The organism is Actinophytocola sp., assembly GCF_035762905.1.
Classification (GTDB): Bacteria; Actinomycetota; Actinomycetes; order Mycobacteriales; family Pseudonocardiaceae; genus DASYTH01.
Genome location: NZ_DASUCC010000168.1, coordinates 1 through 23,048 on the forward strand (window position 1 = coordinate 1; position 23,048 = coordinate 23,048).

General features: G+C 71.2%; 22 protein-coding genes. 10 read left to right on the forward strand and 12 right to left on the reverse strand.

Going from position 1 to position 23,048, the window contains the following annotated elements; translation table 11 throughout:
* Positions 1-154: 154 nt before the first annotated feature.
* From VFV67_RS36130 to VFV67_RS36145, 4 genes are all read right to left on the reverse strand, one after another.
* Entirely contained in the window at positions 155-907 is a 753-nt protein-coding gene (locus VFV67_RS36130; protein WP_326475227.1) for a glucose 1-dehydrogenase, read from the reverse strand.
* The gene (locus VFV67_RS36135; protein ID WP_326475228.1) at positions 907-2,418 is read right to left on the reverse strand and encodes an aldehyde dehydrogenase family protein; all 1,512 of its coding nucleotides are present in this window, start codon (positions 2,416-2,418) and stop codon (positions 907-909) included. The genes VFV67_RS36130 and VFV67_RS36135 overlap by 1 nt, the downstream gene beginning before the upstream one ends.
* On the reverse strand, positions 2,415-3,227 hold the full coding sequence (locus VFV67_RS36140; RefSeq protein WP_326475229.1) for an SDR family NAD(P)-dependent oxidoreductase: 813 nt from the start codon (positions 3,225-3,227) through the stop codon (positions 2,415-2,417). The genes VFV67_RS36135 and VFV67_RS36140 overlap by 4 nt, the downstream gene beginning before the upstream one ends.
* Before the next feature lie 64 nt (positions 3,228-3,291).
* Positions 3,292-4,374 (reverse strand): Zn-dependent alcohol dehydrogenase, encoded by a 1,083-nt coding sequence (locus VFV67_RS36145; protein WP_326475230.1) that lies wholly within the window; start codon positions 4,372-4,374, stop codon positions 3,292-3,294.
* 99 nt (positions 4,375-4,473) lie between these two features.
* On the opposite strand from VFV67_RS36145, the gene VFV67_RS36150 reads away from it, so the two are divergent.
* The 4 genes from VFV67_RS36150 to VFV67_RS36165 are packed head-to-tail and all read left to right on the forward strand — an operon-like array spanning position 4,474 to position 8,662.
* Positions 4,474-5,649 (forward strand): acyl-CoA dehydrogenase family protein, encoded by a 1,176-nt coding sequence (locus tag VFV67_RS36150; protein WP_326475231.1) that lies wholly within the window; start codon positions 4,474-4,476, stop codon positions 5,647-5,649.
* 12 nt (positions 5,650-5,661) lie between these two features.
* Positions 5,662-6,774: an acyl-CoA dehydrogenase family protein gene (locus tag VFV67_RS36155; RefSeq protein ID WP_326475232.1), complete on the forward strand. Its 1,113-nt coding sequence runs from the start codon at positions 5,662-5,664 to the stop codon at positions 6,772-6,774.
* A 14-nt stretch (positions 6,775-6,788) separates the two neighbouring features.
* Positions 6,789-8,429, forward strand: coding sequence for a long-chain-fatty-acid--CoA ligase (locus VFV67_RS36160; protein WP_326475233.1), 1,641 nt, complete (start codon positions 6,789-6,791; stop codon positions 8,427-8,429).
* Positions 8,430-8,461: 32 nt separating this feature from the next.
* On the forward strand, positions 8,462-8,662 hold the full coding sequence (locus VFV67_RS36165) for a DUF5302 domain-containing protein (RefSeq protein ID WP_326475234.1): 201 nt from the start codon (positions 8,462-8,464) through the stop codon (positions 8,660-8,662).
* A gap of 83 nt (positions 8,663-8,745) precedes the next feature.
* Here VFV67_RS36165 and VFV67_RS36170 read toward each other — a convergent pair whose 3' ends face one another.
* The 4 genes from VFV67_RS36170 to VFV67_RS36185 form a co-directional block, all read right to left on the reverse strand.
* Complete coding sequence (locus VFV67_RS36170) at positions 8,746-8,961, reverse strand: DUF397 domain-containing protein (RefSeq protein WP_326475235.1); 216 nt, start codon at positions 8,959-8,961, stop codon at positions 8,746-8,748.
* Complete coding sequence (locus VFV67_RS36175; protein WP_326475236.1) at positions 8,958-9,851, reverse strand: helix-turn-helix transcriptional regulator; 894 nt, start codon at positions 9,849-9,851, stop codon at positions 8,958-8,960. The genes VFV67_RS36170 and VFV67_RS36175 overlap by 4 nt, the downstream gene beginning before the upstream one ends.
* 183 nt (positions 9,852-10,034) lie before the next feature.
* Positions 10,035-11,153 carry an NAD(P)H-dependent flavin oxidoreductase gene (locus tag VFV67_RS36180; RefSeq protein WP_326475237.1) on the reverse strand — a complete coding sequence of 373 codons (1,119 nt, stop codon included), beginning with the start codon at positions 11,151-11,153 and terminating at the stop codon, positions 10,035-10,037.
* 3 nt (positions 11,154-11,156) lie between these two features.
* Positions 11,157-12,737, reverse strand: a complete 1,581-nt coding sequence (locus VFV67_RS36185; RefSeq protein WP_326475238.1) for an acyl-CoA synthetase — start codon at positions 12,735-12,737, stop codon at positions 11,157-11,159.
* 64 nt (positions 12,738-12,801) lie between these two features.
* On the opposite strand from VFV67_RS36185, the gene VFV67_RS36190 reads away from it, so the two are divergent.
* Positions 12,802-13,581 carry a crotonase/enoyl-CoA hydratase family protein gene (locus VFV67_RS36190; RefSeq protein ID WP_326475239.1) on the forward strand — a complete coding sequence of 260 codons (780 nt, stop codon included), beginning with the start codon at positions 12,802-12,804 and terminating at the stop codon, positions 13,579-13,581.
* Positions 13,582-13,708: 127 nt separating this feature from the next.
* Here the strand turns inward: VFV67_RS36190 and VFV67_RS36195 are convergent, their stop codons facing one another.
* A complete protein-coding gene (locus VFV67_RS36195; protein WP_326475240.1) occupies positions 13,709-15,247 on the reverse strand; it encodes an acyl-CoA synthetase in 1,539 nt (512 codons plus the stop codon).
* 21 nt (positions 15,248-15,268) lie between these two features.
* Positions 15,269-16,312 (reverse strand): LLM class F420-dependent oxidoreductase, encoded by a 1,044-nt coding sequence (locus tag VFV67_RS36200; RefSeq protein ID WP_326475241.1) that lies wholly within the window; start codon positions 16,310-16,312, stop codon positions 15,269-15,271.
* Between the two features lie 56 nt (positions 16,313-16,368).
* Here VFV67_RS36200 and VFV67_RS36205 point away from each other — a divergent pair, with 56 nt between their 5' ends.
* The 3 genes from VFV67_RS36205 (at position 16,369) to VFV67_RS36215 (ending at position 19,678) form a co-directional block, all read left to right on the forward strand.
* Entirely contained in the window at positions 16,369-17,331 is a 963-nt protein-coding gene (locus VFV67_RS36205; protein ID WP_326475242.1) for a Zn-ribbon domain-containing OB-fold protein, read from the forward strand.
* Positions 17,332-17,340: 9 nt separating this feature from the next.
* A complete protein-coding gene (locus tag VFV67_RS36210; protein ID WP_326475243.1) occupies positions 17,341-18,399 on the forward strand; it encodes a thiolase domain-containing protein in 1,059 nt (352 codons plus the stop codon).
* 127 nt (positions 18,400-18,526) lie between these two features.
* A complete protein-coding gene (locus tag VFV67_RS36215; protein WP_326475244.1) occupies positions 18,527-19,678 on the forward strand; it encodes a thiolase domain-containing protein in 1,152 nt (383 codons plus the stop codon).
* On the opposite strand, the gene VFV67_RS36220 is transcribed toward VFV67_RS36215, so the two are convergent.
* On the reverse strand, positions 19,675-20,058 hold the full coding sequence (locus VFV67_RS36220) for a hypothetical protein (protein WP_326475245.1): 384 nt from the start codon (positions 20,056-20,058) through the stop codon (positions 19,675-19,677). The genes VFV67_RS36215 and VFV67_RS36220 overlap by 4 nt on opposite strands.
* A 129-nt stretch (positions 20,059-20,187) precedes the next feature.
* Between VFV67_RS36220 and VFV67_RS36225 the strand changes: the two genes are divergently transcribed.
* On the forward strand, positions 20,188-20,550 hold the full coding sequence (locus tag VFV67_RS36225; protein WP_326475246.1) for a VOC family protein: 363 nt from the start codon (positions 20,188-20,190) through the stop codon (positions 20,548-20,550).
* On the opposite strand, the gene VFV67_RS36230 is transcribed toward VFV67_RS36225, so the two are convergent.
* Complete coding sequence (locus VFV67_RS36230) at positions 20,547-21,773, reverse strand: cytochrome P450 (RefSeq protein ID WP_326475247.1); 1,227 nt, start codon at positions 21,771-21,773, stop codon at positions 20,547-20,549. The genes VFV67_RS36225 and VFV67_RS36230 overlap by 4 nt on opposite strands.
* Positions 21,774-21,926: 153 nt before the next feature.
* On the opposite strand from VFV67_RS36230, the gene VFV67_RS36235 reads away from it, so the two are divergent.
* On the forward strand, positions 21,927-23,045 hold the full coding sequence (locus tag VFV67_RS36235) for a steroid 3-ketoacyl-CoA thiolase (RefSeq protein WP_326475248.1): 1,119 nt from the start codon (positions 21,927-21,929) through the stop codon (positions 23,043-23,045).
* The last annotated feature ends 3 nt before the right edge of the window (positions 23,046-23,048 follow it).

Genomic DNA, 23,048 nt, shown 5'->3' on the forward strand with positions numbered 1-23,048 from the left:
CGGCGGACGGTGAGCCGGCTGACTTCCCAGGCCAACGAGGTCAGCCGGCCCACCTGGGCCAGCCCGCGAACGGCGACGTTCGGGTCCGTCCGACCTGCGCTCATGTCGCCTCGCAAAGCTCCGATGCCCTACTGCGGTAACGAGCGGCGGCCGGTCAAGTTACTGACAGGGCGTGCCCCGAGGTCGCGCCGCCGTCGGCGACGAACTCGGCGCCGGTGCAGTACGAGCTCTCGTCGCTGGCCAGGAACACGATCAGGTCGGCGATCTCGCCGGCCTGCCCGACCCGGCGCAGCGGCAGCCGGCGCCCGATCCGGCTCAGGTCGACCTCGATGCCGCCGAGCGCGGTGGGCAGCATCCGGGTCTCGATCATTCCCGGATGGACCGAGTTCACCCGGATCCCGTTGGGGCCCAACTCCATCGCCGCGGCCTTGGTCATTCCGCGGATGGCGAACTTGCTGGCCGTGTAGGCGACCAGCAGCGGCGCGGCGGCCAGGCCCTCGATCGAGGAGGTGTTGACGATCGAGCCGCCGCCGGCCGCGATCATGCCGGGCACCACCGCGCGCATGCCGAGGAACGTGCCGATCTGGTTGATCCGCACCACCCGCTCGTAGTCGGCCAGCGTGGTGTCCACCAGCGCCGAGAGGTGCAGGATCCCGGCGTTGTTCACCAGCACCGTGACCGGACCGACCGCGTCCAGCACGGCCGCCCACTCGTCCTCCTCGGACACGTCCAGGTGCTCGTACCTGGCCGCGGCGCCGAGTTCGTCGGCCAGCGGCTTGCCCTCGTCGTCGAGCACGTCGGTGAGCACCACCCGGGCACCCTCGGCGACGAACCGCCGGGCGGTGGCCGCACCCTGCCCTCTGGCCGCCCCGGTGATCAGCGCGGTCTTGCCGGCGAGCCGCCCCATCACATCAGCTCGTCGGTCAGCGGCATCAGCACGGTCTTCAGCTCGGTGTAGGCCTCGACCGCGCTGCGGCCGCCCTCCCGGCCGAGACCGGACTGCTTGAAGCCGCCGAACGGCAGATGCGGTTCGATCTGGAAGCCGTTGATGCCAACGGTTCCCGCGCGCAGCCGGCGGGCCAGCCGGAAGGCCCGGCGGACGTCGGTGGTGTACAGGCCCGCGCCGAGCCCGTACTCGGTGTCGTTGGCCAGCGCGACCGCCTCGTCCTCCGACTCGAACGGGATGACCGCGAGCACCGGACCGAACACCTCCTCGCGGGCGATCTCCATGTCGTTGCGCACTCCGGTGAACACGGTGGGGCGCACGAAGTTCCCGGCGGCCAGGTCGCCGTCCGGCCGGGTGCCACCGGTGACCAGCGTGGCGCCCTGCTCCTGGGCCCGGTCGACCAGGCCGAGCACCCGGTCCAGCTGGCGGGTGTTGATCAGCGGGCTGGCCAGCACGCCGGCGTCGAACGGATCGCCGTAGGTCACCGCGCCGGCCATCATCTGGGCCACGGCGACGAACTGGTCGTGCACGTCGCGGTGCACCAGCGCCCGGGTGTGCGCCACGCAGGCCTGCCCGGACAGACCCATGGTCACCGTGCCCATCGTGGTCATCGCGGCCAGCCCGATGTCCGGCGCGTCCGGGAACACCAGCGTCGGACTCTTTCCGCCCAACTCGAGGGAAACCCGCTTGAGCGTCGCGGCCGAGGCGGCGACGATCCGCCGGCCGACCGCCCGGCTGCCGGTGAAGCTGATCTTGTCAACCAGCGGGTGGGTGATCAGCGCCTCGCCGGTCGGGTCGCCCGGCCCGGTGACCACGTTGACCACCCCGTCCGGCAGCCCGGCCTCGGCCAGCAGCCGCACCATGCGCAGCACGGTGAACGTGGCGTACTCGGACGGCTTGAGCACGACGGTGCAGCCGGTGGCCAGCGCAGGCGCGACCTTCTGGGCGAACAGCAGGAACGGCGCGTTCCACGGCAGGATCGCGGCCACGACACCGATCGGCTCGCGGAAGGTCATCGCCAGGTGATCGCCGCCCTGGTACGGCGGGAGGGTCTCGCCGCCGACCTTGTCCACCCAGCCGGCGTGGTGGTCGAACACGTCGGCCGCGGCGCCGACCGAGGGCGCGTAGATCCCACCGAACGACAGCGGGATGCCGTTGTCCAGTGCCTGCAGGGCGCGCAGCTCCTCAGCGTGTTCGCGGAGCAGGTCGGCGTACCGGTGCAACAGGCCGATCCGTTGTCCGGCCCGGGTTCGCGGCCACGGCCCGTCGTCGAACGCCCGCCGGGCGGCCCGCACCGCGTCGTCCACATCGGACGGTCCGGCGACGGCGATCGTGCCGATCTCCTCGCCGGTGGCCGGATGCCGGTGGGTCCAGGTGGCGCCGTCCCGGGCCGGCCGCCAGGCGCCGGCCACCAGCAGCTCGCCGTCGGTCAGGCCGACCTTGTCCCGGTGCGGCAGCAGGGTGAGCGTCACGGTTCCTCCCTGGAGGCGAAGTAGGCGCCGACGGCGGCGACGTCGTCGAACTCCCGCTCGACCGCGGGCGCGGACAGCAGCGCGAGCATCCCGCCGTACACCACGAAAACCCGGCCGTTGACCGCGTCCGCGGCGGGCGAGGCCAGGTGCACCACGAGCGGTGCGACGTGTCCGGGCGAGAGCGGGTCGGGACCGGCCGGCGCTTCGCCGAACGTGGTCGCGGTCATCGCGGTGCGCGCCCGCGGGCAGATCGCGTTGGCCCGCACCCCGAACCGGGCCGTCGAGCGCGCGGTGGACAGGGTCAGCGCGACGATCCCGGCCTTGGCCGCGGCGTAGTTCGGCTGCCCGGCCGGACCGAGCAGGAACGCCTCCGACGAGGTGTTGACCACCCGGCCGTACACCGGCCCGCCGCGCAGCTTCGACTCGGTCCGCCAGTGCGCGGCGGCGTTGCGGGACAACAGGAAGTGGCCGCGCAGGTGCACCCGGATGACCAGGTCCCACTCGTCGTCGGTCATGTTGAACAGCATCCGGTCGCGCAGCACCCCGGCGTTGTTCACCACCACGTGCAGCCCGCCGAACCGCTCGACGGCCGCCACGGTCAGCGCGTCCGCCGTGGCCCGCTCGCCGATGTCGCCCTCGACCAGGATCGCCTTGCCGCCCATGGCTTCGATCTCGTCGACGGTGTCCCCGCCGCCGGTGAGGTCGTTGACCACGACGTGCGCCCCTGCGGCGGCCAGCGCGAGCGCCTCGGCCCGGCCGAGTCCGGCACCGGCCCCGGTGACCACGGCGACCTTGCCGTCAAGCTCCATCAGATCCCCGCCGCCTCGCAGGCTCGGCGGCGGGTCGTGTCCAACGATTCGCTCGCAAGTTCGCTCATAACAGTACGATCTGGCGGATCAGCGTGCCCGGGTCACGCAGCGCCTCGAGCGCCTCGTTGATCTCGTCCAGCCCGAGCCGCCGGCTGATCATGCCGTCCAGGTCGAGCCGCCCGGCCCGCCACAGCTCGAGCAGCCGCGGGTAGTCGTGCCGCACGTTGGCCCCGCCGTAGAACGAGCCGAGCAGGCGCTTGTCGTGCAGGAACAGTTCCTGCGCACTGAACTCGACCATGGCGTCGGCCCGGCCGGCGCCGACCACGACCACCGTGCCGCCGCGCCGGGCGTTGTCCCACGCCGAGCGGATCGTGGCCGGAATACCGACCACGTCGAAGGAATGGTCGAACCCCATGCTCCCGGTCAGCTCGGCGGACAGCGCGGCCAGGCCCTCCGGGGCGGTCACGTGCGTCGCACCGAACCGCCGGGCCAACTCGTGCTTGTCCGGCACCGGATCCACCGCGACGATCCGGGCGGCCCCGGCCAGCCGGGCACCCTGGATCACCGAGATTCCCACCCCGCCGCAGCCGATCACCAGCACGGACGCGCCCGGTTCGACCCGGGCCGTGTTGAGCACCGCGCCGACTCCGGTGGTCACCCCGCAGGCGACCAGCGCGGCGATCTCGAACGGGACGTCGTCGGGAATCTTGACCGCGCCCTCGGCCGGGACCACCAGTTCCTCGGCGAACGTGCCCAGCCCGGCGTAGCCGAACACCGGCGTGTCTCCGACCCGGAACCGCGGCGAGGTGAACGCGGCGATCGCGTGCACGGCGCACAGATGTGGTTGCCCGCGAAGGCAGTTCGGGCAGGCGCCGCACGGCGGGACGAACGTGACGATCACATGGTCGCCGGGTGCGAGGTGCTCGACCGCCGCACCCACCTCGGCCACCACGCCGGCCCCCTCGTGCCCGATGATGCCGGGCGCCAGCGCGGGCAGCGTGCCGTCCATGGCGGACAGGTCGCTGTGGCACACGCCGGTGGCGCGCACCCGGATGCGGATCTCGCGCGGACCCACCTCGGTGGTGCGCACGTCCTCGCGGAGCTCGAGCTTGGTGTCGCCGATCTGGTTGAGCACGGCCGCTTTCACCAGCCCAGATTAGAACGTGTTCTTATTCTGAGCAAGCATCGGGCTCGTTCTCGGCTATCGTCTTCTAGAACACGTTATATAACAGTCGGGAGGGGCCGGATGCGCATCGCGTACACCGAGGAGCAGGAGCGGCTGCGGGCCGAGCTGCGCGCGTACTTCGCCGCGCTGATCACGCCCGAGCGGCGCGCGGCGCTGACCGAGTCCCCCGGCGAGTACGGCCCGGGTTACAAGGAGACCGTGCGGCAGCTGGGCGCCGACGGCTGGCTCACCCTCGGCTGGCCGCGCGAGCACGGCGGCCGCGGCGGATCCATGCTGGACCAAATGATCTTCACCGACGAGGCGGCGATCGCCGGCGCCCCGGTGCCCTTCCTGACCATCAACACGGTCGGCCCGACGATCATGAAGTACGGCACCGAGGCACAGAAGTCCTTCTACCTGCCCAGGATCGCCGCGGGCGAGCTGCACTTCTCGATCGGCTACTCGGAACCGGAGGCGGGCACCGACCTGGCCTCGCTGCGCACCCGCGCGGTGCGCGACGGCGACGACTACGTGATCAACGGCCAGAAGATGTGGACCAGCCTGATCCAGTACGCCGACTACGTGTGGCTGGCCTGCCGCACGGATCCGGCCGCGGCCAAGCACAAGGGCCTGTCCATCCTGATCGTGCCGACGGACACGCCGGGCTTCTCCTGGACCCCGGTGCACACCGTGGCCGGCTCCACCACCAGCGCCACCTACTACTCCGACGTGCGGGTGCCCGCCACCGCACTGGTCGGCGCCGAGAACGGCGGCTGGCCGCTGATCACCAACCAGCTCAACCACGAGCGGGTCGCGCTCACCTCGGCCGCGCCCATCCAGCTCGCCCTGCGCGAGGTCCGGGAATGGGCGCAGGCGACCAAGCTGCCGTCGGGTGATCGCGTGATCGACCAGGAGTGGGTGCAGCTGCACCTGGCCCGGGTGCACGCCAAGGCCGACTTCCTCCGGCTGATGAACGCCCGGATCGCCTGGGGCGTCGGGCAGGACCTCAACCCCGCGCAGGCGTCGGCCACCAAGGTGTTCGGCACCGAGTTCGCCACCGAGGCCTACCGGTTGCTGATGGAGGTGCTCGGCCCGGCCGGGCCGGTCCGCACCGGTTCGCCGGGAGCGGTGCTGCGCGGCCGGATCGAGCGCATGCACCGCTCCGCCCTGATCCTCACCTTCGGCGGCGGCACCAACGAGGTGCAGCGCGACATCGTCGCCGCCGTCGGTCTCGGACTCCCGCCCGCAAAGCGCTGAAACGGGGACATCATGGACTTTTCGCTCACCGAGGCGCAGCACGACCTGGCCGGGCTGACCCGGGACATCCTCACCGGAGCGCTGACCGAGCAGCGCAGGCGCGAGATCGAGACCGGCCCGGACCGGTTCGACCGGGCGCTCTGGGGCCTGCTGGCCGAGGCCGGCGTGCTGTCCGCGGCGCTGCCGGTCGAGGCCGGCGGCGCCGGGTACGGGCTGCTGGAACAGTGCGCCGTGCTGGCCGAACTGGGGCGCGCGGTGGCCCCGGTGCCCTACCTGGAATCCATCACGGTGGCCGCGTCGACGATCGCCGCGTTCGGCACGGCCCGGCAGCGGGACCGTTGGGTGCGCCCGGCCGCCGCCGGTGAGCTGGTGCTGACCGCGGCCCTGGCCGAGGATACCGGCGCGGAACCCACCGGGGCGGCCCGATCCGACGGGCGGTGGTGGCTGTCCGGCGCGAAGACCACGGTCCCGGCCGGTCCGTTCGCCGACGTGTTCCTGGTCCCGGCCGACACCGGCCAGGCCGGCCCCGCCGTCTTCCTGGTCACCCCAAGCGATCCCGGTGTGACGGTGCGTGGCCAGGAACTCGTGGACGGGACCGGTGCGGCCGTGCTCGAGCTGGACGAGGTGGGCCTGGACGACGACCGGCTGCTCGGCGAACCCGGTGCCGGGCCGCGGATCGCCGACCGGTTGGCCGCCCTGGCGACCATCGGGCTGTGCGCCGTCCAGCTCGGCGTCGCCGAGCGGGCCCTGGAGCTGACCGCGGAGTATGCCCGCCAGCGCGTGCAGTTCGACCGTCCTATTGGGACGTTCCAGGCGGTGGCCCAGCGGCTGGCCGACGGCTACACCGACGTCGAGGCGATCCGGCTGACGTTGTGGCAGGCCGCGTGGCGGGTGGCCGACGGGTTGCCCGCGGCACTGGAGACCGCCACCGCCAAGTTCTGGGCCGCGGATGCCGGTCACCGCGTGGCACATACCGCTGTTCATGTCCACGGGGGGGTAGGTATTGACAAGGAGTACCCCCTACACCGGTATTTTGTTGCGGCGAAGCGAAACGAGTTCAGCTTGGGTGGGGCAACGGCCCAGCTGCGGCGGATCGGTTCCGTTCTCGCGGCGGAACCCGCGTAGTCAGGAGGCTTTGCATGGGGCAGCAGCCCGGCCGGCCGGTACCGACGGTGACCGAGCTGCTGCTGGCCCGAGGCCAGGACACCCACCCTGGCCTGGTCTTCGAGGACGCGCGCTGGTCCTGGGCCGAGCATGTCCGGGAGTCCGCCGATCGCGCTGCGTTACTCCGGTCGCTGCGCCGGCCCGGCCCGTTCCACATCGGCGTGCTGCTGGACAACGTCCCGGAGTTCTCCTTCCTGCTCGGCGGCGCGGCGCTGGCCGGCGCGGTGCTGGTCGGGCTGAACACCACCCGCCGCGGCGCGGCGCTGGCCAGGGACGTCCGGCTGGCCGACTGCCAGGTGGTGGTGACCGAGAGCCGGTACGTGGAGCTGCTCGAGGACCTCGACCTCGGTGCCGCGCAGGGCCGGGTGCTCGACATCGACACCGCCGCGTGGCAGATGTCCCTGTTCTCGCACCGGCAGCGACCGCTCGAGGCGGTCCCGGCCACGCAGAACGACCTGCTGATGCTGATCTTCACGTCCGGCACCCGCGGCGATCCCAAGGCGGTGCGCTGCACGCACGGGAAGATCGCCTACCCGGGCCAGGCCCTTGCCGAGCGGTTCGACCTCGGGCCGGCGGACACCGTCTATCTGTCCATGCCGATGTTCCACTCCAGCGGCGTGATGGCCGGCTGGTCGGTCGGGCTCGCCGTGGGCGCGACCATCGCCCTGCGCCGCCGGTTCTCCGCCGCCGGCTTCCTCGACGACGTCCGCGCCACCGGCGCCACCTACACCAACTACGTGGGCAGGCCGCTGTCCTCCGTGCTGGGCACCCCGCCGCGGCCGGACGACGCCGACAACCCGCTGCGGCTGGTGTTCGGCACCGACGGCACCGAGCGGGACATGGCCGCGTTCGCCGAACGGTTCGGCTGCGAGGTGGTCGACGCCTACGGCTCGGCCGAGGGCGGCATCGCCCTGCCCCGGCCGCCCGGCACGCCGGCCGGGGCGATCGGCCGGCTCGACGACGGCGTCGCCATCCTGGACCCGGCGACCGAGCGGCCGTGCCCGCCGGCCCGGTTCGACGGCAACGGCCGGCTGCTCAACGCCGAGGAGGCGGTCGGCGAGCTGGTGAACACCACCGGCCCGCGCTGGTTCGCCGGTTACTACCGGGACTCGGCCGCCGACGGCCGGCGCATCCGCAACGGCATGTTCTGGAGCGGCGACCTCGCCTACCGCGATGAGCAGCAGTTCTGCTACTTCTACGGCCGGTCCGGCCATCGGCTGGGCAGCGCGCCGATCGAGCGGATCCTGCTGCGCCACCCGGACATCTGCCAGGCCGCGGTGTACCCGGTGCCGGACCCCCGCACCGGTGCCGGCGAGACCGTGATGGCCGCGGTCGTGCTGGTCCGGGACCGCCGGTTCGACCCGGACGGGTTCGCCGCGTTCCTTGCCGCGCAAGCGGATCTGGCGCCCGAGCAGCTGCCCCGGTTCGTCCGCGTCGCCCCCCGGCTGCCCCGCACCTCCACCCACAAGGTGCTCAGCCGAACCCTGTCCGGTCAGGGCTGGCAGTGCGCGGACCCGGTCTGGTGGCGGGACGGGCCGGAGGGGAGATTCCGGCCACTCACGGCTGACATCGCGGCAATTCAACTCGACGGGGGAACCCGGCGCGTGTCAGGCTGAGATCGGATTGACCGCAGCACCGGGAGGCACAAATGCCTGGCACGTCGGAGCCAGACAACACCGCAGAGGACAACGGCGCGGAGGACGTGCGCGCCCAGTTCCGCGCGGCGCTCGAGCGCAAGCAGGCCAAGGCCAAGGAGGGCGCGAGCCACGCGGACGGCTCGTCGAAGATCCACGAGGCACACGGGCCGGCGTCGAGCCGCCGGACGTTCCGCCGCAAGAGCGGCGGCTGAGGAAGTCCACAGTAGACGCAACCGCGAATGCCCCGGGCCACAACGTGGACATGGTCCGGGGCACCCGTCGCGGGCAGCAGCCGCTACGGCGTGCCGATCCGCCGCTCGCGTTTGATCGCCGTCAGGAACGCACGTCCCTGCATGACGTTCACGGCGAGCATGGAACCGATGTTCTTCGAGTCGCGTACGCCAAGCAGTGAGCCGGCGCACGCGATCTCAACGCAGTTGCCGCCGCTCGACCCGCTGAAACTGGACCTTCGGAACGCCGCATCCCGCCAGATGGCAGCTGTTCGGGTCATCGTGTCACCTCCTTCAGCGCTCGCTGGATCAGTTCCCGCGACCGGCTCTGGTCGGCCGCGAGTGCGTGCAGGCGCGTCAGCGCCCGCCGGTATTCGGCGATCTCCGCCGGATTCTCGAAGTACTGTCCGCCGGTGAGCAGTTCCAAGTAGACCAGACCCGGGTCGTTCTCCATCTCCGGCGGGAACAGCATCACCATAAAGCTGCCCCCCTGTTGGGCGACCGTGGCGCCGGCGCCGTAGGGCAGGACCTGCACGTCGATCCGCGGCCGCTCGGACGCCTCCAGCAGCGCGGTGAGCTGCTTGTGCATGGCGATCTCACCGCCGTACTGCCGGTACAGCACCGACTCGTCGATCACCGCCCATAACGACACCGGGTCCTCGGCCCGTTCCAGGATCTGCTGGCGGCCCATCCGCAGCTCGACGCACTGGGCCACCTGTTCGGGGGTGAGATCACCGTTTCCCCTGATCACGGCCTCGGCGTAGTCGCGGGTCTGGAGCAGGCCGGGCACCAGCACGGTCTCGAAGGTGCACAGCTCACAGGCGCCGGACTCCAAGCCCAGGTACAGGTCGAACCACTTGGGTACCGCGCCGGACATCGCCGTCCACCAGTTCCGCGCCCGTTTGGCCGCGGAAAGCAGCTCGCGCATGAAGATGATCCGGTCCGGTTTGCCGTACATGTCCAGCAGTAACTCCAAGTCGGCGGCGCTCGGAAGGCGCTCACCGCTTTCCAGGTTGCTGATGTGTTGCGGCGTGCGGTCCAGCCGTTTCGCCGCGTCCCGCTGGGCCAGACCGGCATCCTTGCGCCAGCGCTGCAGGGACAGGGCGATGGTGCGCTTGAAGAGTGCTGGGCTGCCCGACCGCAACGCCGGGGGGACCGCGCTGACGTCCACGATTTGTACCTTTCCCGGTTCAGCTACGGCCTGAACACAAGGACCACCCGAACGGAGGCACAGATCCCCCTCGCGTTTGTAGAGTCCAAGTTGTTGTCTCAACAGTGGACAAACTCACGACACACGCTATCAGGGCTCGTTATCGCGAGCGCCCGAATTCACCCCGGGCAGGGATGCCGACCGTCAGGCCGGAGGTCGTTTCCGCAGCGTGTCCATGCGGGACAGAACGTCCCCGGTCTCCCGCACCAGCCGGTCCATCGCCTCGGCCACCGGCAGGACCTCGTTCATTCGGCCGACGATTTGCCCCACCGGCATCGCGACCAGATCGGGGTCACCCGATTGGGCGAGCCGCTGGTGGGCGACGCCGACCAGCAGGTTCTGCAGCGGCATCGGCAGCGGTTCCGGGGCGCCCGGCTCGGCCCAGGCGTCGGTCCACCGGGACCGCAGCAGCCGGGCCGGCTTGCCCGAGTAGATCCGCGATCGGACCGTGTCACTGGATCTTGCCCGCAGCAGGGCCGGTTGCAGCGCCGATTGGCCCATGGTGCGTTGGTACTCGGTGGTGGTGAGCCAGTACGAGCCGAGCCAGACGCCGACCGCGCCGAGCGCGAGGGCCGCCGCCACCTGCCGGCCACTGCCGATGCCACCGGCGGCGAGCACCGGCACCCGCTCCCCCACGGCGTCCACGACCTCCGGGACGAGCACCATGGTGGCGATCTCGCCGGTGTGCCCACCGGCCTCGTACCCTTGTGCCACAACGATGTCGACGCCGCCTTCGACGTGCCGGGCGGCATGCTCGGCCCGGCCGGCCAGCGCCGCCACCGCCACCCCGGCGCGGTGCGCCCGGTCGATCACGTCGGCCGGCGGCGGACCGAGGGCGTTGGCGATCAGCCGGATCGGATGTGCCAGTGCGACGTCCACATGGGACCGGGCCACCGAGTGCAGCCAGCCGAGCACCCCGGCCCGCTGCGCCGCGTCGCCGTCCAGCGGCGGCACGCCGAGCCGGAGCAGGGTGTGATCCACGAACTCCTTGTGTTTCTCGGGGATCAGCCGCTCGAGGTCGACCGGGGTGCCCTCGGCCGGCACGCTGGCCGGCATCACGATGTCCACCCCGTACGGCCGCCCGTCGGTGTTGCGGTCCATCCAGTCCAGCACCGCGTCCAACTCGGTGGCGTCGTTGAACCGCACGCAGCCGAGCACCCCGAGCCCGCCCGCCCGGCTGATCGCGGCGGCCACGTGCTCGGACGGCGTGAAGCCGAGGATCGGGTGGTCGATCCCCAGCGTGTCGCAGAGCGCGGTGCGCATCGGTCAGCCGGTCCGGGCCGCGGTGGTCGCGGACCGCCAGTCCGGTTCGTGTTCCTCGGTGTGCGCCCGGGCCCAGCGGTAGTCCGGTTTGCCGCTGGGCGCGCGGCTGACCTGCTCGACCGTCCACAGCGAACGCGGCACCTTGTAGCCGGCGATGTGCTTGCGCACGTGGGCATCCAGCTCGGCGAAGTCCAGGGTGTGACCGGGCCGCGGCTGCACGATCGCCGCCACCCGCTGACCGAGCAGTTCGTCCGGCACCCCGACGACGAGCGCGTCGAACACGTCCGGGTGGGACTTCAGCGCACCCTCGACCTCCTCGGGGAACACCTTCTCGCCGCCGGTGTTGACGCACATGTTTCCGCGGCCGAGCAGGGTCAGCGTGCCGTCCTCCTCGAGCCGGCCGAAGTCACCGGGCACCACGTAGCGCCGGCCGTCCACGGTCACGAAGATCGACGCGCTGCGGTCCGGATCCTTGTAGTAGCCCAGTGGGACGTGCCCGCCGCGGGCGATCCGGCCGACCTCGCCGGGTCGTACCCGTTGGTTCGCCTCGTCGATCACGATGGTGTCCGGGCCCGGGGTGACCCGGGGACCGCCGGGGGCCCGGTCCCTGGCCACCATGCCGAGGCCGTTGAACCCCGACTCGGAGGAGCCGATCGCGTCGGTGATCACCACGTTGGGCAGCGCGTCGAGGTACTCCTGCTTGACCGACGGGGAGAACAGCGCGGCGTGGCTGGAGATCGCCACCAGCGACGAGGCGTCGTAGTCGCCGGCGCGGTAGGCCTCGATCAGCGGGCGGGCCATGGCGTCGCCGGTGATCGTGACCACCCGGACCGCGTGCCGCTGGATGGTGCGCCACACCTCGGCCGGGTCGAACCTCGGCATCAGCACCACCATGTCACCGGTGAACATCGCGGGCAGCGCGGCCCACTGCGCCGCGCCGTGGATCAGCGGCGCACAGGCGAGCCTGGTCAGGCCGCCACCCTGCCGGGACTGGACCCATTCGTCGGCAAGCGGTTGGCCGGTGACGAAGTCGATGCCGCCGCCGAGCACCCGCCAGACGTCCTCGTGCCGCCACATCACGCCCTTGGGGCTGCCGGTCGTGCCGCCGGTGTAGAGCACGTAGAGGTCGTCCGGGCTGCGCTCGCCGAAGTCCCGCTCCGCCGACTCGCCGGCGATCGTGGCGGTCAGCCCCTCCACGGTCAGCACGGTGGTGACGGCCGGCGCGTCCGGCAGCACGGCGGCCACCCGCTCGGTGAACCGTTCGTCGTGCACCAGCGCGACCAGGTCGGCGTTGTCGAACAGGTAGCGCAGTTCGTCCTCGACGTAGCGGTAGTTGACGTTGATCGGCACGGCGCGCAGCTTGTAGGCGGCGATCATCGTCTGGATCGCCTCGATGGAGTTGTGCGCGTAGAGGCCGATGTGCGCGCCCTTGCCGTGGCCGCGGCCGGCCAGGTGGTGGGCAAGTTGGTTGGCGCCGCGCTCCAGCTCGGCGAAGGTCACCACCCGGTCCCCGCAGGCGACCGCCGGCCGGTCGGGATAGGCATCCACAGCGTGCTCGAAGAGGTCCGCGATGTTGATGGCCATCCGTCAAAACTAGAACGTGTTATCGTTCCTGGCAATCCCCGGTTCGCAAAGGTGGTTCGCCGCGATGACCGAAGCTCCGCACTGCCTCGTCGAGCGCCAGGGCCCGGTCCTGGTCGTCACCATGAACCGGCCCGAGGCCCGCAACGCCCTCTCCGGCCCGATGATGTCGATCATGCGCGGCGCCTGGGACGAGGTCGACGCCGACCCGGCCATCCGGGTATGCGTGCTCACCGGCGCCGGCGGCTCGTTCTGTGCCGGCGCCGACCTGAAGGCCATGTCCGCCAACCACCCCGGCTCGTCGGCCTTCGACCCCACCGTCATCGAACCCCTGCTCAAGGGCCGCCGCCTGACCAAACCCCTGATCGCCGCCATCGAAGGCCCCGCCATCGCCGGCGGCACCGAGATCCTCCAGGCCACCGACATCCGGGTGGCCGGCGAAAGCGCCCGGTTCGGCGTCTCCGAGGCCCGCTGGGGTCTGTTTCCGCTCGGCGGCTCCGCGGTCCGCCTGGCCCGCCAGATCCCCTACACGATCGCCGCCGACCTGCTGCTGACCGGCCGCCACATCACCGCCCCGGAAGCCCACTCCATCGGCCTCATCGGCCACGTCGTCCCCGACGGCCAAGCCCTCCCGCGCGCCCTCGAACTGGCCACCATGATCGCCGCCAACGGCCCGCTCGCCGTCCAGGCCATCCTGCACACCCTGCGCGCCACCGAGGCGCTGCCGGAGAACGAGGCCTTCGCCATCGAGGCCAAACTCGGCATGGAGGTCTTCCGCTCCGCCGACGCCAAGGAGGGCCCCCGCGCCTTCGCCGAGAAACGCACCCCCCAATTCACCGGCAAGTGACTGGTCCGCCTCTCCGGAATTTTACAGCTGTTGTTGCGTTCCAGCCGGTGGTGCGGATTGCGGGTTGATTGTGGCTGGGTGCCGTCACGGTGCCCCTGAGGTAGCTGTTGGCAGGGGCGGGGCCGGGTCAGGTGTCGGATGGGGCCGGGAGTTCGGTCCAGTACTGGTCTCGGAGGAGGCGTTTGTACAGTTTGCCGTTGGGGTCGCGGGGGAGGTCGGGGACGTAGTCGATGGTGCGCGGGAGCTTGAAGCCGGCGACGCGGGTGGCCAGGAAGGCCAGCAGTTCCTCGGTGATCGTGGGTGAGCCGGGGCCGGAGTCCACCAGTTGGACCACGGCCTTGACCTCTTCACCCCAGTCGGGGTTGGGAATGCCGAACACGGCCGCGTCGGCGACCTTGGGGTGGCAGGCCAGTTCGTTCTCGATCTCGGCGGGATAGATGTTCACGCCGCCGGAGATGATCATGTCGCTGGCCCGGCCGCGGAGGAAGAGGTAGCCGTCGTCGTCGAGGTAGCCGATGTCGCCGAGGGTGAACAGGGCGCCGCGACGGGCGGACTCGGTCTTGTCGGGGTCGCGGTGGTACTCGAAGGTCGAGGTGCCCATCTGCATGTAGACCAGGCCGGGTTTGCCTGGCGGAAGCTCCGCGCCGGCCTGGTCCAGGATGCGGACGACCGAGCCGGGCCAGGGCAGGCCGACGGAGCCGGGTTTGGCGAGCCATTCCGGCGCGGTGATCACCGTTCCGCCGCCCTCGGTCGCGGCGTAGTACTCGATCACGACCGGACCCCACCATTCGAGCATGCGGCGCTTCGTCTCGATCGGGCATGGCGCGGCGCCGTGGATGGCGGCCCGCAGCGACGACACCTGATAGCGGGCGCGCACGGCGGCGGGCAGGTCGAGCAGCCGGTGGAACTGGGTGGGAACCATGTGGGTGTGGGTGACCCGGTGCCGCTCGATCAGGCGGAGCATCTCCTCCGGCGTCCAGCGGTCCATCAGCACGGCGGGATGTCCCAGCTGGATGGAGATCGTGACGAAGTTGAGCACGGCGGTGTGGTAGAGCGGGGATCCGCACAGGTGCACGTGGCCGTCGAACGGCGCGAGACCGAAGAAGCCGAAGAAGCCCGGCGCCATCGGCGGGACCTCGTGCGGGTCGGCCCCGGTGAGCGGACGGCGCACTCCCTTGGGACGACCGGTGGTGCCCGAGGTGTAGAGCATCGGGGCGCCTGCGGTGCGCTGGTCCGGCGGCGTGGCCGGCTGACCGGCGCCGAGCTCGGTGAGTGACCGGAAGCCCGGGATGGCGCCGACGGCGAACCGGTGCTTCAGTCCACAGTGGACGGCCGCATCGGCGAACCGCTCGTGCGCGACGAACACCTTGGCGCCGCTGTCCCGAACGATGTAGTCGACCTCGGGGCCGACCAGGTGCCAGTTCACCGCGACCACGTACAGCCCGATCTGCATGGCGGCGAAGTACAGCGCCGGCAGGTCGGTGTCGTTGGGCAGCAGCAGCACGATGCTGTCGCCCGGTTCGAGGCCGAGCGACCGCAGGCCGTGCGCGTACCGGTTGACCACGGCCGCGAGGTCGCCGTAGCTGAGCTCCCGGCCGTCCGGCCCGATGATCGCGACGAGGTCCGGCCTCGACCGCGCGATGTTCCACAACCCGATCGAGGCCACCGGCTCAATCTAGAACGTGTTTCAGTTTGTGGCAAGCACCGCGCCGGCCAGCTCGCGGACCTGCTCGACCGTCCAGCAGTGCACCAGCAGCAGGGTCACCCCGGCCTTCTCCCACTCCGCGACCTGGGCCCGGACCTGCGCTGCCGACCCGATGATCGCGGTCTCGGTGACCAGCTCGTCCGGCACCGCGGCGGCCGCCTCGGCCTTGCGCCCGGCCCGGAACAGCCGCCCGACGTCGTCGACGACCGAGGCGTATCCCATGCGGCGGAACACATCCGCGTGGAAATTACGGCGTTCCGCGCCCATCCCGCCGGCGTAGAGCGCGACCACCGGGCGCAGCCGGTCGATCGCCTCGGCCGGATCGTCGGTGATCACCACCGACGCGCTCGCGGCCACCTCGAAGTCCGCCCGGCTCCGGCGCGCGCCCGGCCGGGCGAAACCCTCGTCCAGCCATTCGTCGTACATCCCGGCCAGCCGCGGCGAGTAGTAGATCGCCAGCCATCCGTCGGCGATCTCCGCGGTCAGCGCGACGTTGCGCGGGCCCTCGGCGCCCAGCCAGATCGGCAGGTCCGACCGGAGCGGGTGGACGATCGGGCGCAGCGGCTTGCCCAGCCCCTCCGCGCCGGGTCCGTTGTACGGCAACGGATAGTGCGGACCGTCGTTGCGCACCGGCGCCTCCCGGGCGAGCACCTGCCGGATGATCGACACGTACTCCCGGGTGCGGGCCAACGGCTTGCCGAACGGCGCGCCGTACCAGCCCTCCACCACCTGCGGGCCGGACACGCCGAGCCCGAGGATCACCCGGCCGCCGCTGAGGTGGTCCAGGGTCAGCGCGTGCATCGCGCAGGCCGTGGGGGCGCGCGCGGACAGCTGTGCCACCGAGGTGCCCAGCCGGATCCGTTGGGTCGCCGATCCCCACCAGGCCAACGGGGTGAACGCGTCCGAGCCCCACGACTCCGCGGCGAACACGGCGTCGAAGCCGACCCGGTCGGCCTCCGCCACCAACTCCGCCGCGCCGTCCGGTGGCCCGGCACCCCAGTACCCGAGCTGCAGTCCGAGCTTCATCGCCACTCCCTACCCGGTCTCTTGCCGACAATCTTAGAACGTGTTTCACTCGGCTCGTGACGGTTGGCCAGGCGCCACTGAGCGCTCCGCTTGAGGTGGGGTTCGACTACACCCGCTCGCTCGGACTGGTGCTGAGCCAGTTCATGACCGCGCTGGCCGGCCGGCGGCTGCTCGGGGTGCGCGGCTGCGACGGGCGGGTGCACGTGCCGCCGCTCGAGTATGACCCGGTCACCGCGCGGCCGCTCACCGAACTGGTCGAGGTGGCCACCGACGGCACCGTGCTCACCTGGTCGTGGCAGGCGCAACCCCTTGCCGGGCAACCACTCGAGCACCCGTTCGGCTGGGCGCTGGTGCGCCTCGACGGGGCCGACACGCCGATGCTGCACGCGGTCGACGCCGGCTCCCCGGACCGGATGCGCACCGGGATGCGGGTCCGGGTGCGCTGGTCCGACCGGCCCGGCAACGGAATCCGGGACATCGCCTGCTTCGAGCCGGCCACCGGACCGGCACCGTCGGGACCGTCCGGTCCGGAACCCGAGCCGGTGACGATGATCACGACGCCGGTTCACCTGACCGTCCGGCACACCGTCTCGCCTGGTGAGGACGTGCACCTGCGCGGCCTGGCCGAGGGCCGGCTGATCGGGCAGCGCTGCCCGGTGTGCCGCAAGGTGTACATGCCTTCTCGCGGCGCGTGCCCCACCTGCGGGGTGTTCACCGTGGAGAACGTCGAACTACCCGACCGGGGCACGGTCACCACCTTCTGCATCGTCAACGTGCCGTTCCTCGGGCAGCGGATCACCCCGCCGTACGTTGCCGCCTACGTTCTGCTTGACGGCGCGGACATCGCGTTCCTGCACCTGGTGCTCGGCTGCGCACCGGAGGAGGTGCGGATGGGCATGCGGGTGCGGGCGGTGTGGCGGCCGCGCGAGGAATGGGGCACCACCACCCGCAACATCGAACACTTCGAGCCGACCGGCGAGCAGGATGCGCCGTTCGAGTCCTACGCCAACCACCTGTAGGGGCAAGTGATGCGCGATATCGCGGTGGTGGGGTTCGCCCAGGCACCCAACGTGCGCGAGACCACCGGCACCACCAACGGCGTCGAGATGCTCATCCCGGTGTTCCAGGAACTGCTCGCCGCGACCGAACTGTCCAAGCAGGACATCGGATTCTGGTGCTCGGGCTCGTCGGACTACCTGGCCGGGCGGGCGTTCTCGTTCGTCTCGGCGGTGGACGCGATCGGGGCGTTCCCGCCGATCACCGAGTCGCACGTGGAGATGGACGGCGCCTGGGCGCTGTACGAGGCGTGGGTGAAGATCCGCACCGGCGAGGTGGACACGGCGCTGGTTTACGGGTTCGGCAAGTCCTCGGCCGGCGAGTTGCGCCGGGTGCTCGCGCTGCAACTCGACCCGTACCTGGTCGCGCCGCTGTGGCCGGACTCGCTGGCGATCGCCGGAATGCAAGCTCGGCTCGGCATCGAGGCCGGGCTGTGGACCGAGCACGACATGGCGGCGGTGGCCGCCCGCAGCCGCGCGGACGCGACCGGCAACCCGGCGGCCCAGCTTCGCGGCCGGGTCGACGTCGCGGAACTGTTGGACCAGCCCTATCTGGCCGATCCGTTGCGGGCCCACGACTGTGCGCCGATCACGGACGGCGCCGCGGCCGTGGTGCTGGCCGCCGCCGGTCGCGCGGAGGAGATCGCCGAGCGCCCGGCCTGGATCACCGGCTTCGCACACCGGATCGAGTCGGCCAGCCTTGGCGCGCGGGACCTCACCACCTCGGCGTCCACCGTGGCCGCGGCGAAGGCGGCCGGCGCCGACGGTGTCGAACTGGCCGAGCTGCACGCGCCGTTCACCCATCAGGAGATCCTGTTGCGCCAGGCGATCGGGCTCGGCGAGGAGGTGCGGATCAACCCGTCCGGCGGGGCCCTGTGCGGGAACCCCATGTTCGCCGCCGGCCTGGCCCGGATCGGCGAGTCGGCCACGGCGATCCTGACCGGAGCGGCCGGCCGGGTCCTGGCGCACGCCACCAGCGGCCCGGCGCTGCAACAGAACCTGGTGTGCGTGCTCGATGGGAGTAAGGCATGAGCGGGCCGGCGGTGTCTGGACCGAGGAGCAGCGCAGGCCGCGAGGAACGAGCGACCGAGCAGCGCACGAGGGAAGACACCGCACCTCGGCCCGCTCCCGCGAGCGGAGCGAGCCGAAAGGACACAGCATGACGGCGCGGGCCGCGGTGCTTGGCACCGGGCAGACCCATCACCGGTCCAAGCGCACCGACGTGTCGATCGCCGGGCTGTGCCGGGAGGCGATCGACCGGGCGCTGGCCGACGCCGGGGTGGACTTCGCCGACATCGACGCGGTGGTGATCGGCAAGGCGCCGGATCTGTTCGAGGGCGTCATGATGCCCGAGCTGTACCTGGCCGACGCGCTCGGCGCGCCCGGAAAACCGTTGCTGCGCGTGCACACCGCCGGCTCGGTCGGCGGCTCGACGGCGAACGTGGCAGCCAGCCTGGTGCAGGGCGGCGTGCACCGGCGGGTGCTCGCGGTGGCGTTCGAGAAACAGTCCGAGTCCAACGCGATGTGGGCGCTGTCCATCCATCCGCCGTTCACCATGCCGGTCGGCGCCGGTGCCGGCGGCTACTTCGCGCCGCACGTGCGCTCCTACATCCGGCGTGCCGGCGCCCCGGAGCACATCGGCGCGCTGGTCGCGGTCAAGGACCGGCGCAACGGCGCCAAGAACGAGTTCGCGCACCTGCGCCAGCCGGACATCACCTTCGAGTCGGTCCGCGCCTCGACGATGCTCTGGGATCCGATCCGCTACGACGAGACCTGCCCGTCCTCGGATGGCGCCGCCGCGCTGGTGATCGGCGACGAGACCACCGCCGCCGGCCGCACCGTCGCCTGGATCCACGCCACCGCCATGCGCACCGAGCCGACCATGTTCGCCGAGCGCGACCAGGTCAACCCGCAGGCCGGCCGGGACGCCGCGGCCGCGCTCTGGCGGCAGGCCGGCATCACCGATCCGCTGGCGGAGCTCGACGCGGCCGAGCTCTACGTGCCGTTCTCCTGGTTCGAGCCGATGTGGCTGGAGAACCTGGGTTTCACCGAGGCCGGCCAGGGCTGGAAGCTCACCGAGGCCGGCGAGACCGAGATCGGCGGCCGGCTCCCGGTCAACCCCTCCGGCGGCGTCCTGTCGTCCAACCCGATCGGCGCCTCCGGCATGCTCCGCTTCGCCGAGGCCGCGATGCAGGTCATGGGCCGAGCCGGCGAGCACCAGGTGGACGGCGCCCGCATCGCCCTCGGCCATGCCTACGGCGGCGGCTCCCAGTTCTTCTCGATGTGGGTGGTGGGCAAGGAAAAGCCCTAGACCGTGACGTCGAGTCCGTACTCGGCGCAGGTGAGCACGACGGCGTTGGTGGAGAAGTCGGCGCGGCTGAGGAGGTCGGCGAGGCTCGCTTCGGTGTCGAACACCGAGAAGGTGAACATGGAGCGGTCGAAGGCGGAGCGGAGCTTGTCGTCCGGCGCCTTGGTCCGGACGCTGCCCAGGCTGTCCATTGTGGACTTGTAGGTTGCCGAGAAGTTGGCCGGGTTGGCGCCGTACTGGCGCGCGGCCACGACCAGTCCGTGCATCGCGTCGCCGTAGCTGGAGCAGAAGTCGGTGGCCGGGTTGCCGCCGCAGCCGGCGACGGCCGAACCGACCGCCATCAGCAGGACGGCGGTCGATAAGACGCCTCGGGGACCGGCCACGGGACCAGCCTGGTGCACCGGCCGGGCGGGGGCCCGCCTCGCCGGGTCGGCGACCGGGCAGCCGGCCCCGCCCGATCGGGCAACGGGTCAGCGCGCGATGCCGGCCCGGGCCGTCGCTACCATGCCGGTATGACCGCTGCGGCCACGCTGGGCATGATCGGTATCGATTGCGCGGATCCTCATGCGATGGCGGAGTTCTACCACCGGATCCTGGGCTGGAAGATCATGGGCGACCAGGACGACTTCGCGATGATCCAGGGCGAGGGGGTTCCGATCGTGTTCTGGAAGGTGGCCGGCCATCAGGCTCCGACCTGGCCGGATTCCGCTTCCCCCAAGCAGTTTCATCTCGACCTCATGGTCGACGACCTGGACGAGGCGGAGGCGCGCTGCCTCGAAGCCGGTGCCACCAAGGCCGACCATCAGCCCGGCACGCACTGGCGGGTGCTGCTCGATCCGGCCGGCCACCCGTTCTGCATCACGCACCCGAGCTAACCGTAGCTGACCTGGAACTCCTTGATGCCGTTGAGCCATGGTGAGCGCAGCCGGCGCGGCTTGCCGACCTGGCGGATGTTCGGCATGTGGTCGGCGATGGCGTTGAAGATCAGGTCGATCTCCAGCCGGGCGAGGTTGGCGCCGATGCAGTAGTGCGCGCCGCTGCCGCCGAAGCCGAGGTGCGGGTTGGGGTCACGGTTGATGTCGAACCGCTCCGGGTCGCCGAACACCTCGGTGTCGAAGTTGGCCGAGCTGTAGAACAGGCCGATCCGTTGGCCCGCCTTGATCTGCGCGCCGCCCAGCTCGGTGTCGGCGGTCGCCGTGCGCTGGAAGGCCATCACCGGGGTGGACCAGCGGACGATCTCGTCGGCCGCGGTCTTCGGCCGCTCCGCCTTGAACAGCTCCCACTGGTCGCGGTGCGACAGGAACGCGTGCATGCCGTGCGTGATGGCGTTGCGGGTGGTCTCGTTGCCGGCCACGGCGAGCAGCAGCACGAAGAACCCGAACTCCTCGGAACGTAACGCCTCGCCGTCGACGTCGGCGTGCACCAGCGTGCTGACGATGTCGTTCATCGGGCACTTCTTGCGGTCCTCGGCCATGTTCCAGGCGTAGCCGAGCAGTTCGGCCGCGGCCGCCTGCGGGTCGGTCGGGAAGTCCGGGTCGGAGTAGGCGACCATCTGGTTGGACCAGTCGAAAACCTTGTGCCGGTCGTCTTGCGGAATCCCGAGCAGCTCGGCGATCGCCTGCAGCGGCAGCTCGCAGGCCACCTGGGTGACGAAGTCACCGGAGCCGTTCTCCTTGGCCTGCCTGACGATCCGCTCGGCGCGGGCGGCCAGCGTGTCGCGCAGGCTGTGCACCGCCCGTGGCGTGAACCCGCGCTGGACGATCCCGCGCAGCTTGGTGTGCTGCGGCGGGTCGGTGTTGAGCAGGATCAGCCGCTGCGCCTCGATCCGGTCCCGGGTCATGTCCTCGTTGAACCGGATGATCGCGGTGTTCTCGCTGGCGGAGAACAGCTCGCTGTTCCGGGACACGGTCTTGACCTCGGCGTGCCGGCTCACCACCCAGTAGCCGTCGTCGCCGAACCCGGCGATCCCCTTCGGCTGCGGGTTCCACCAGACCGGAGCGGTGCCACGCAGCTCGGCGAACTCCTCGACCGGCACGCGCAGCCGGTACATGTTGGGATCGGTGAAGTCGAAGCCGAGGGGGAGCTGGGGAGCGGCCACGGGTCCTCCTCAACGCACGCCAAAGAGAACACGTTCTATAACGCGCTCCAGCTTACGGTGTTAACTACTCGAAGATAGCACTCTTCAGCGCCTTGTAAACACCTTTCACTGAGCGTTTGCCTTGATCGATGAACCTGTTCTAACTTGGGAACCATGGGCGAACCGGTGATCGTGGCCGCCGTGCGCACCCCGATCGGCAAGCGCGGCGGGGTGCTGTCCGGACTGCACGCGGCCGAACTACTCGGCGCCGCGCTGCGCGGGCTGACCGACCGGTCCGGCATCGATCCGGCCGGCGTGGAACAGGTCATCGGCGGGTGCGTCACCCAGGCCGGCGAGCAGTCCAACAACATCACCCGCACCGCGTGGTTGCACGCCGGGCTGCCCGCGGCGACCGGCTGCGCCACCGTGGACAGCCAGTGCGGCTCCGCCCAGCAGGCCACCCATCTGATCGCCGGGCTGATCGCCGCCGGCGCGATCGACGTGGGCATCGCCTGCGGCGTGGAAGCGATGAGCCGGGTTCCGTTGCGCGCCAACATGGGCAGTGACGTCGGTGGACCGCGGCCGGACTCCTGGTCGATCGACCTGCCCAACCAGTTCGTTGCCGCGGAACGGATCGCCGTGCACCGCGGCCTGCGCCGCGCGGACGTCGACCGGTTCGGCGAACGCTCCCAGGCCAAGGCCAAGCTCGCCTGGGACGAGGGCCGGTTCACCGCGGAGATCGTCCCGGTCGCCGGCGTGCACCGCGATCAGGGCCTGCGCGAGACCACGATGCAGGGTCTGGCCGCGCTGGCGCCGATCGTTCCCGGCGGCGTGCACACCGCCGGCACCTCCTCGCAGATCTCCGACGGGGCCTCGGCCGTGCTGCTGGCCGACGCGCGCCGGGCCCGCGCGCTCGGCCTGCGCCCTCGGGCCCGGATCGTGGCGCAGTGCCTGGTCGGCACCGACCCCTACCTGCACCTGGACGGCCCGGTGCAGGCCACCGACCGGCTGCTCGAGCGCACCGGAATGAAGATCGGCGACCTGGACCTGTTCGAGGTGAACGAGGCGTTCGCGTCGGTGGTGCTGTCCTGGGCTCAGGTGCACGAGCCGGATCCGGACCTGGTCAACGTCAACGGCGGCGCCATCGCGCTCGGCCACCCGGTCGGCAGCACCGGAACCCGACTGATCACCACCGCCCTGCACGAGTTGGAACGCCGCGACGCCGGCACCGCGCTGATCGCCATGTGTGCCGGCGGCGCGCTGTCCACCGGCACCGTCATCGAGCGGCTCTGACCG

Excerpts from the sequence above, each read along its gene's own strand:
- VFV67_RS36165 (WP_326475234.1), top strand. The coding sequence starts at position 8,462 with ATGCCTGGCACGTCGGAGCCAGACAACACCGCAGAGGACAACGGCGCG.
- VFV67_RS36180 (WP_326475237.1), bottom strand. The coding sequence starts at position 11,153 with ATGCGCACCGCGCTCTGCGACACGCTGGGGATCGACCACCCGATCCTC.
- VFV67_RS36150 (WP_326475231.1), top strand. The coding sequence starts at position 4,474 with ATGCGCATCGCGTACACCGAGGAGCAGGAGCGGCTGCGGGCCGAGCTG.
- VFV67_RS36155 (WP_326475232.1), top strand. The coding sequence starts at position 5,662 with ATGGACTTTTCGCTCACCGAGGCGCAGCACGACCTGGCCGGGCTGACC.
- VFV67_RS36225 (WP_326475246.1), top strand. The coding sequence starts at position 20,188 with ATGACCGCTGCGGCCACGCTGGGCATGATCGGTATCGATTGCGCGGAT.
- VFV67_RS36160 (WP_326475233.1), top strand. The coding sequence starts at position 6,789 with ATGGGGCAGCAGCCCGGCCGGCCGGTACCGACGGTGACCGAGCTGCTG.
- VFV67_RS36170 (WP_326475235.1), bottom strand. The coding sequence starts at position 8,961 with ATGACCCGAACAGCTGCCATCTGGCGGGATGCGGCGTTCCGAAGGTCC.
- VFV67_RS36190 (WP_326475239.1), top strand. The coding sequence starts at position 12,802 with ATGACCGAAGCTCCGCACTGCCTCGTCGAGCGCCAGGGCCCGGTCCTG.
- VFV67_RS36215 (WP_326475244.1), top strand. The coding sequence starts at position 18,527 with ATGACGGCGCGGGCCGCGGTGCTTGGCACCGGGCAGACCCATCACCGG.
- VFV67_RS36235 (WP_326475248.1), top strand. The coding sequence starts at position 21,927 with ATGGGCGAACCGGTGATCGTGGCCGCCGTGCGCACCCCGATCGGCAAG.
- VFV67_RS36140 (WP_326475229.1), bottom strand. The coding sequence starts at position 3,227 with ATGGAGCTTGACGGCAAGGTCGCCGTGGTCACCGGGGCCGGTGCCGGA.
- VFV67_RS36210 (WP_326475243.1), top strand. The coding sequence starts at position 17,341 with ATGCGCGATATCGCGGTGGTGGGGTTCGCCCAGGCACCCAACGTGCGC.
- VFV67_RS36185 (WP_326475238.1), bottom strand. The coding sequence starts at position 12,737 with ATGGCCATCAACATCGCGGACCTCTTCGAGCACGCTGTGGATGCCTAT.
- VFV67_RS36200 (WP_326475241.1), bottom strand. The coding sequence starts at position 16,312 with ATGAAGCTCGGACTGCAGCTCGGGTACTGGGGTGCCGGGCCACCGGAC.
- VFV67_RS36130 (WP_326475227.1), bottom strand. The coding sequence starts at position 907 with ATGGGGCGGCTCGCCGGCAAGACCGCGCTGATCACCGGGGCGGCCAGA.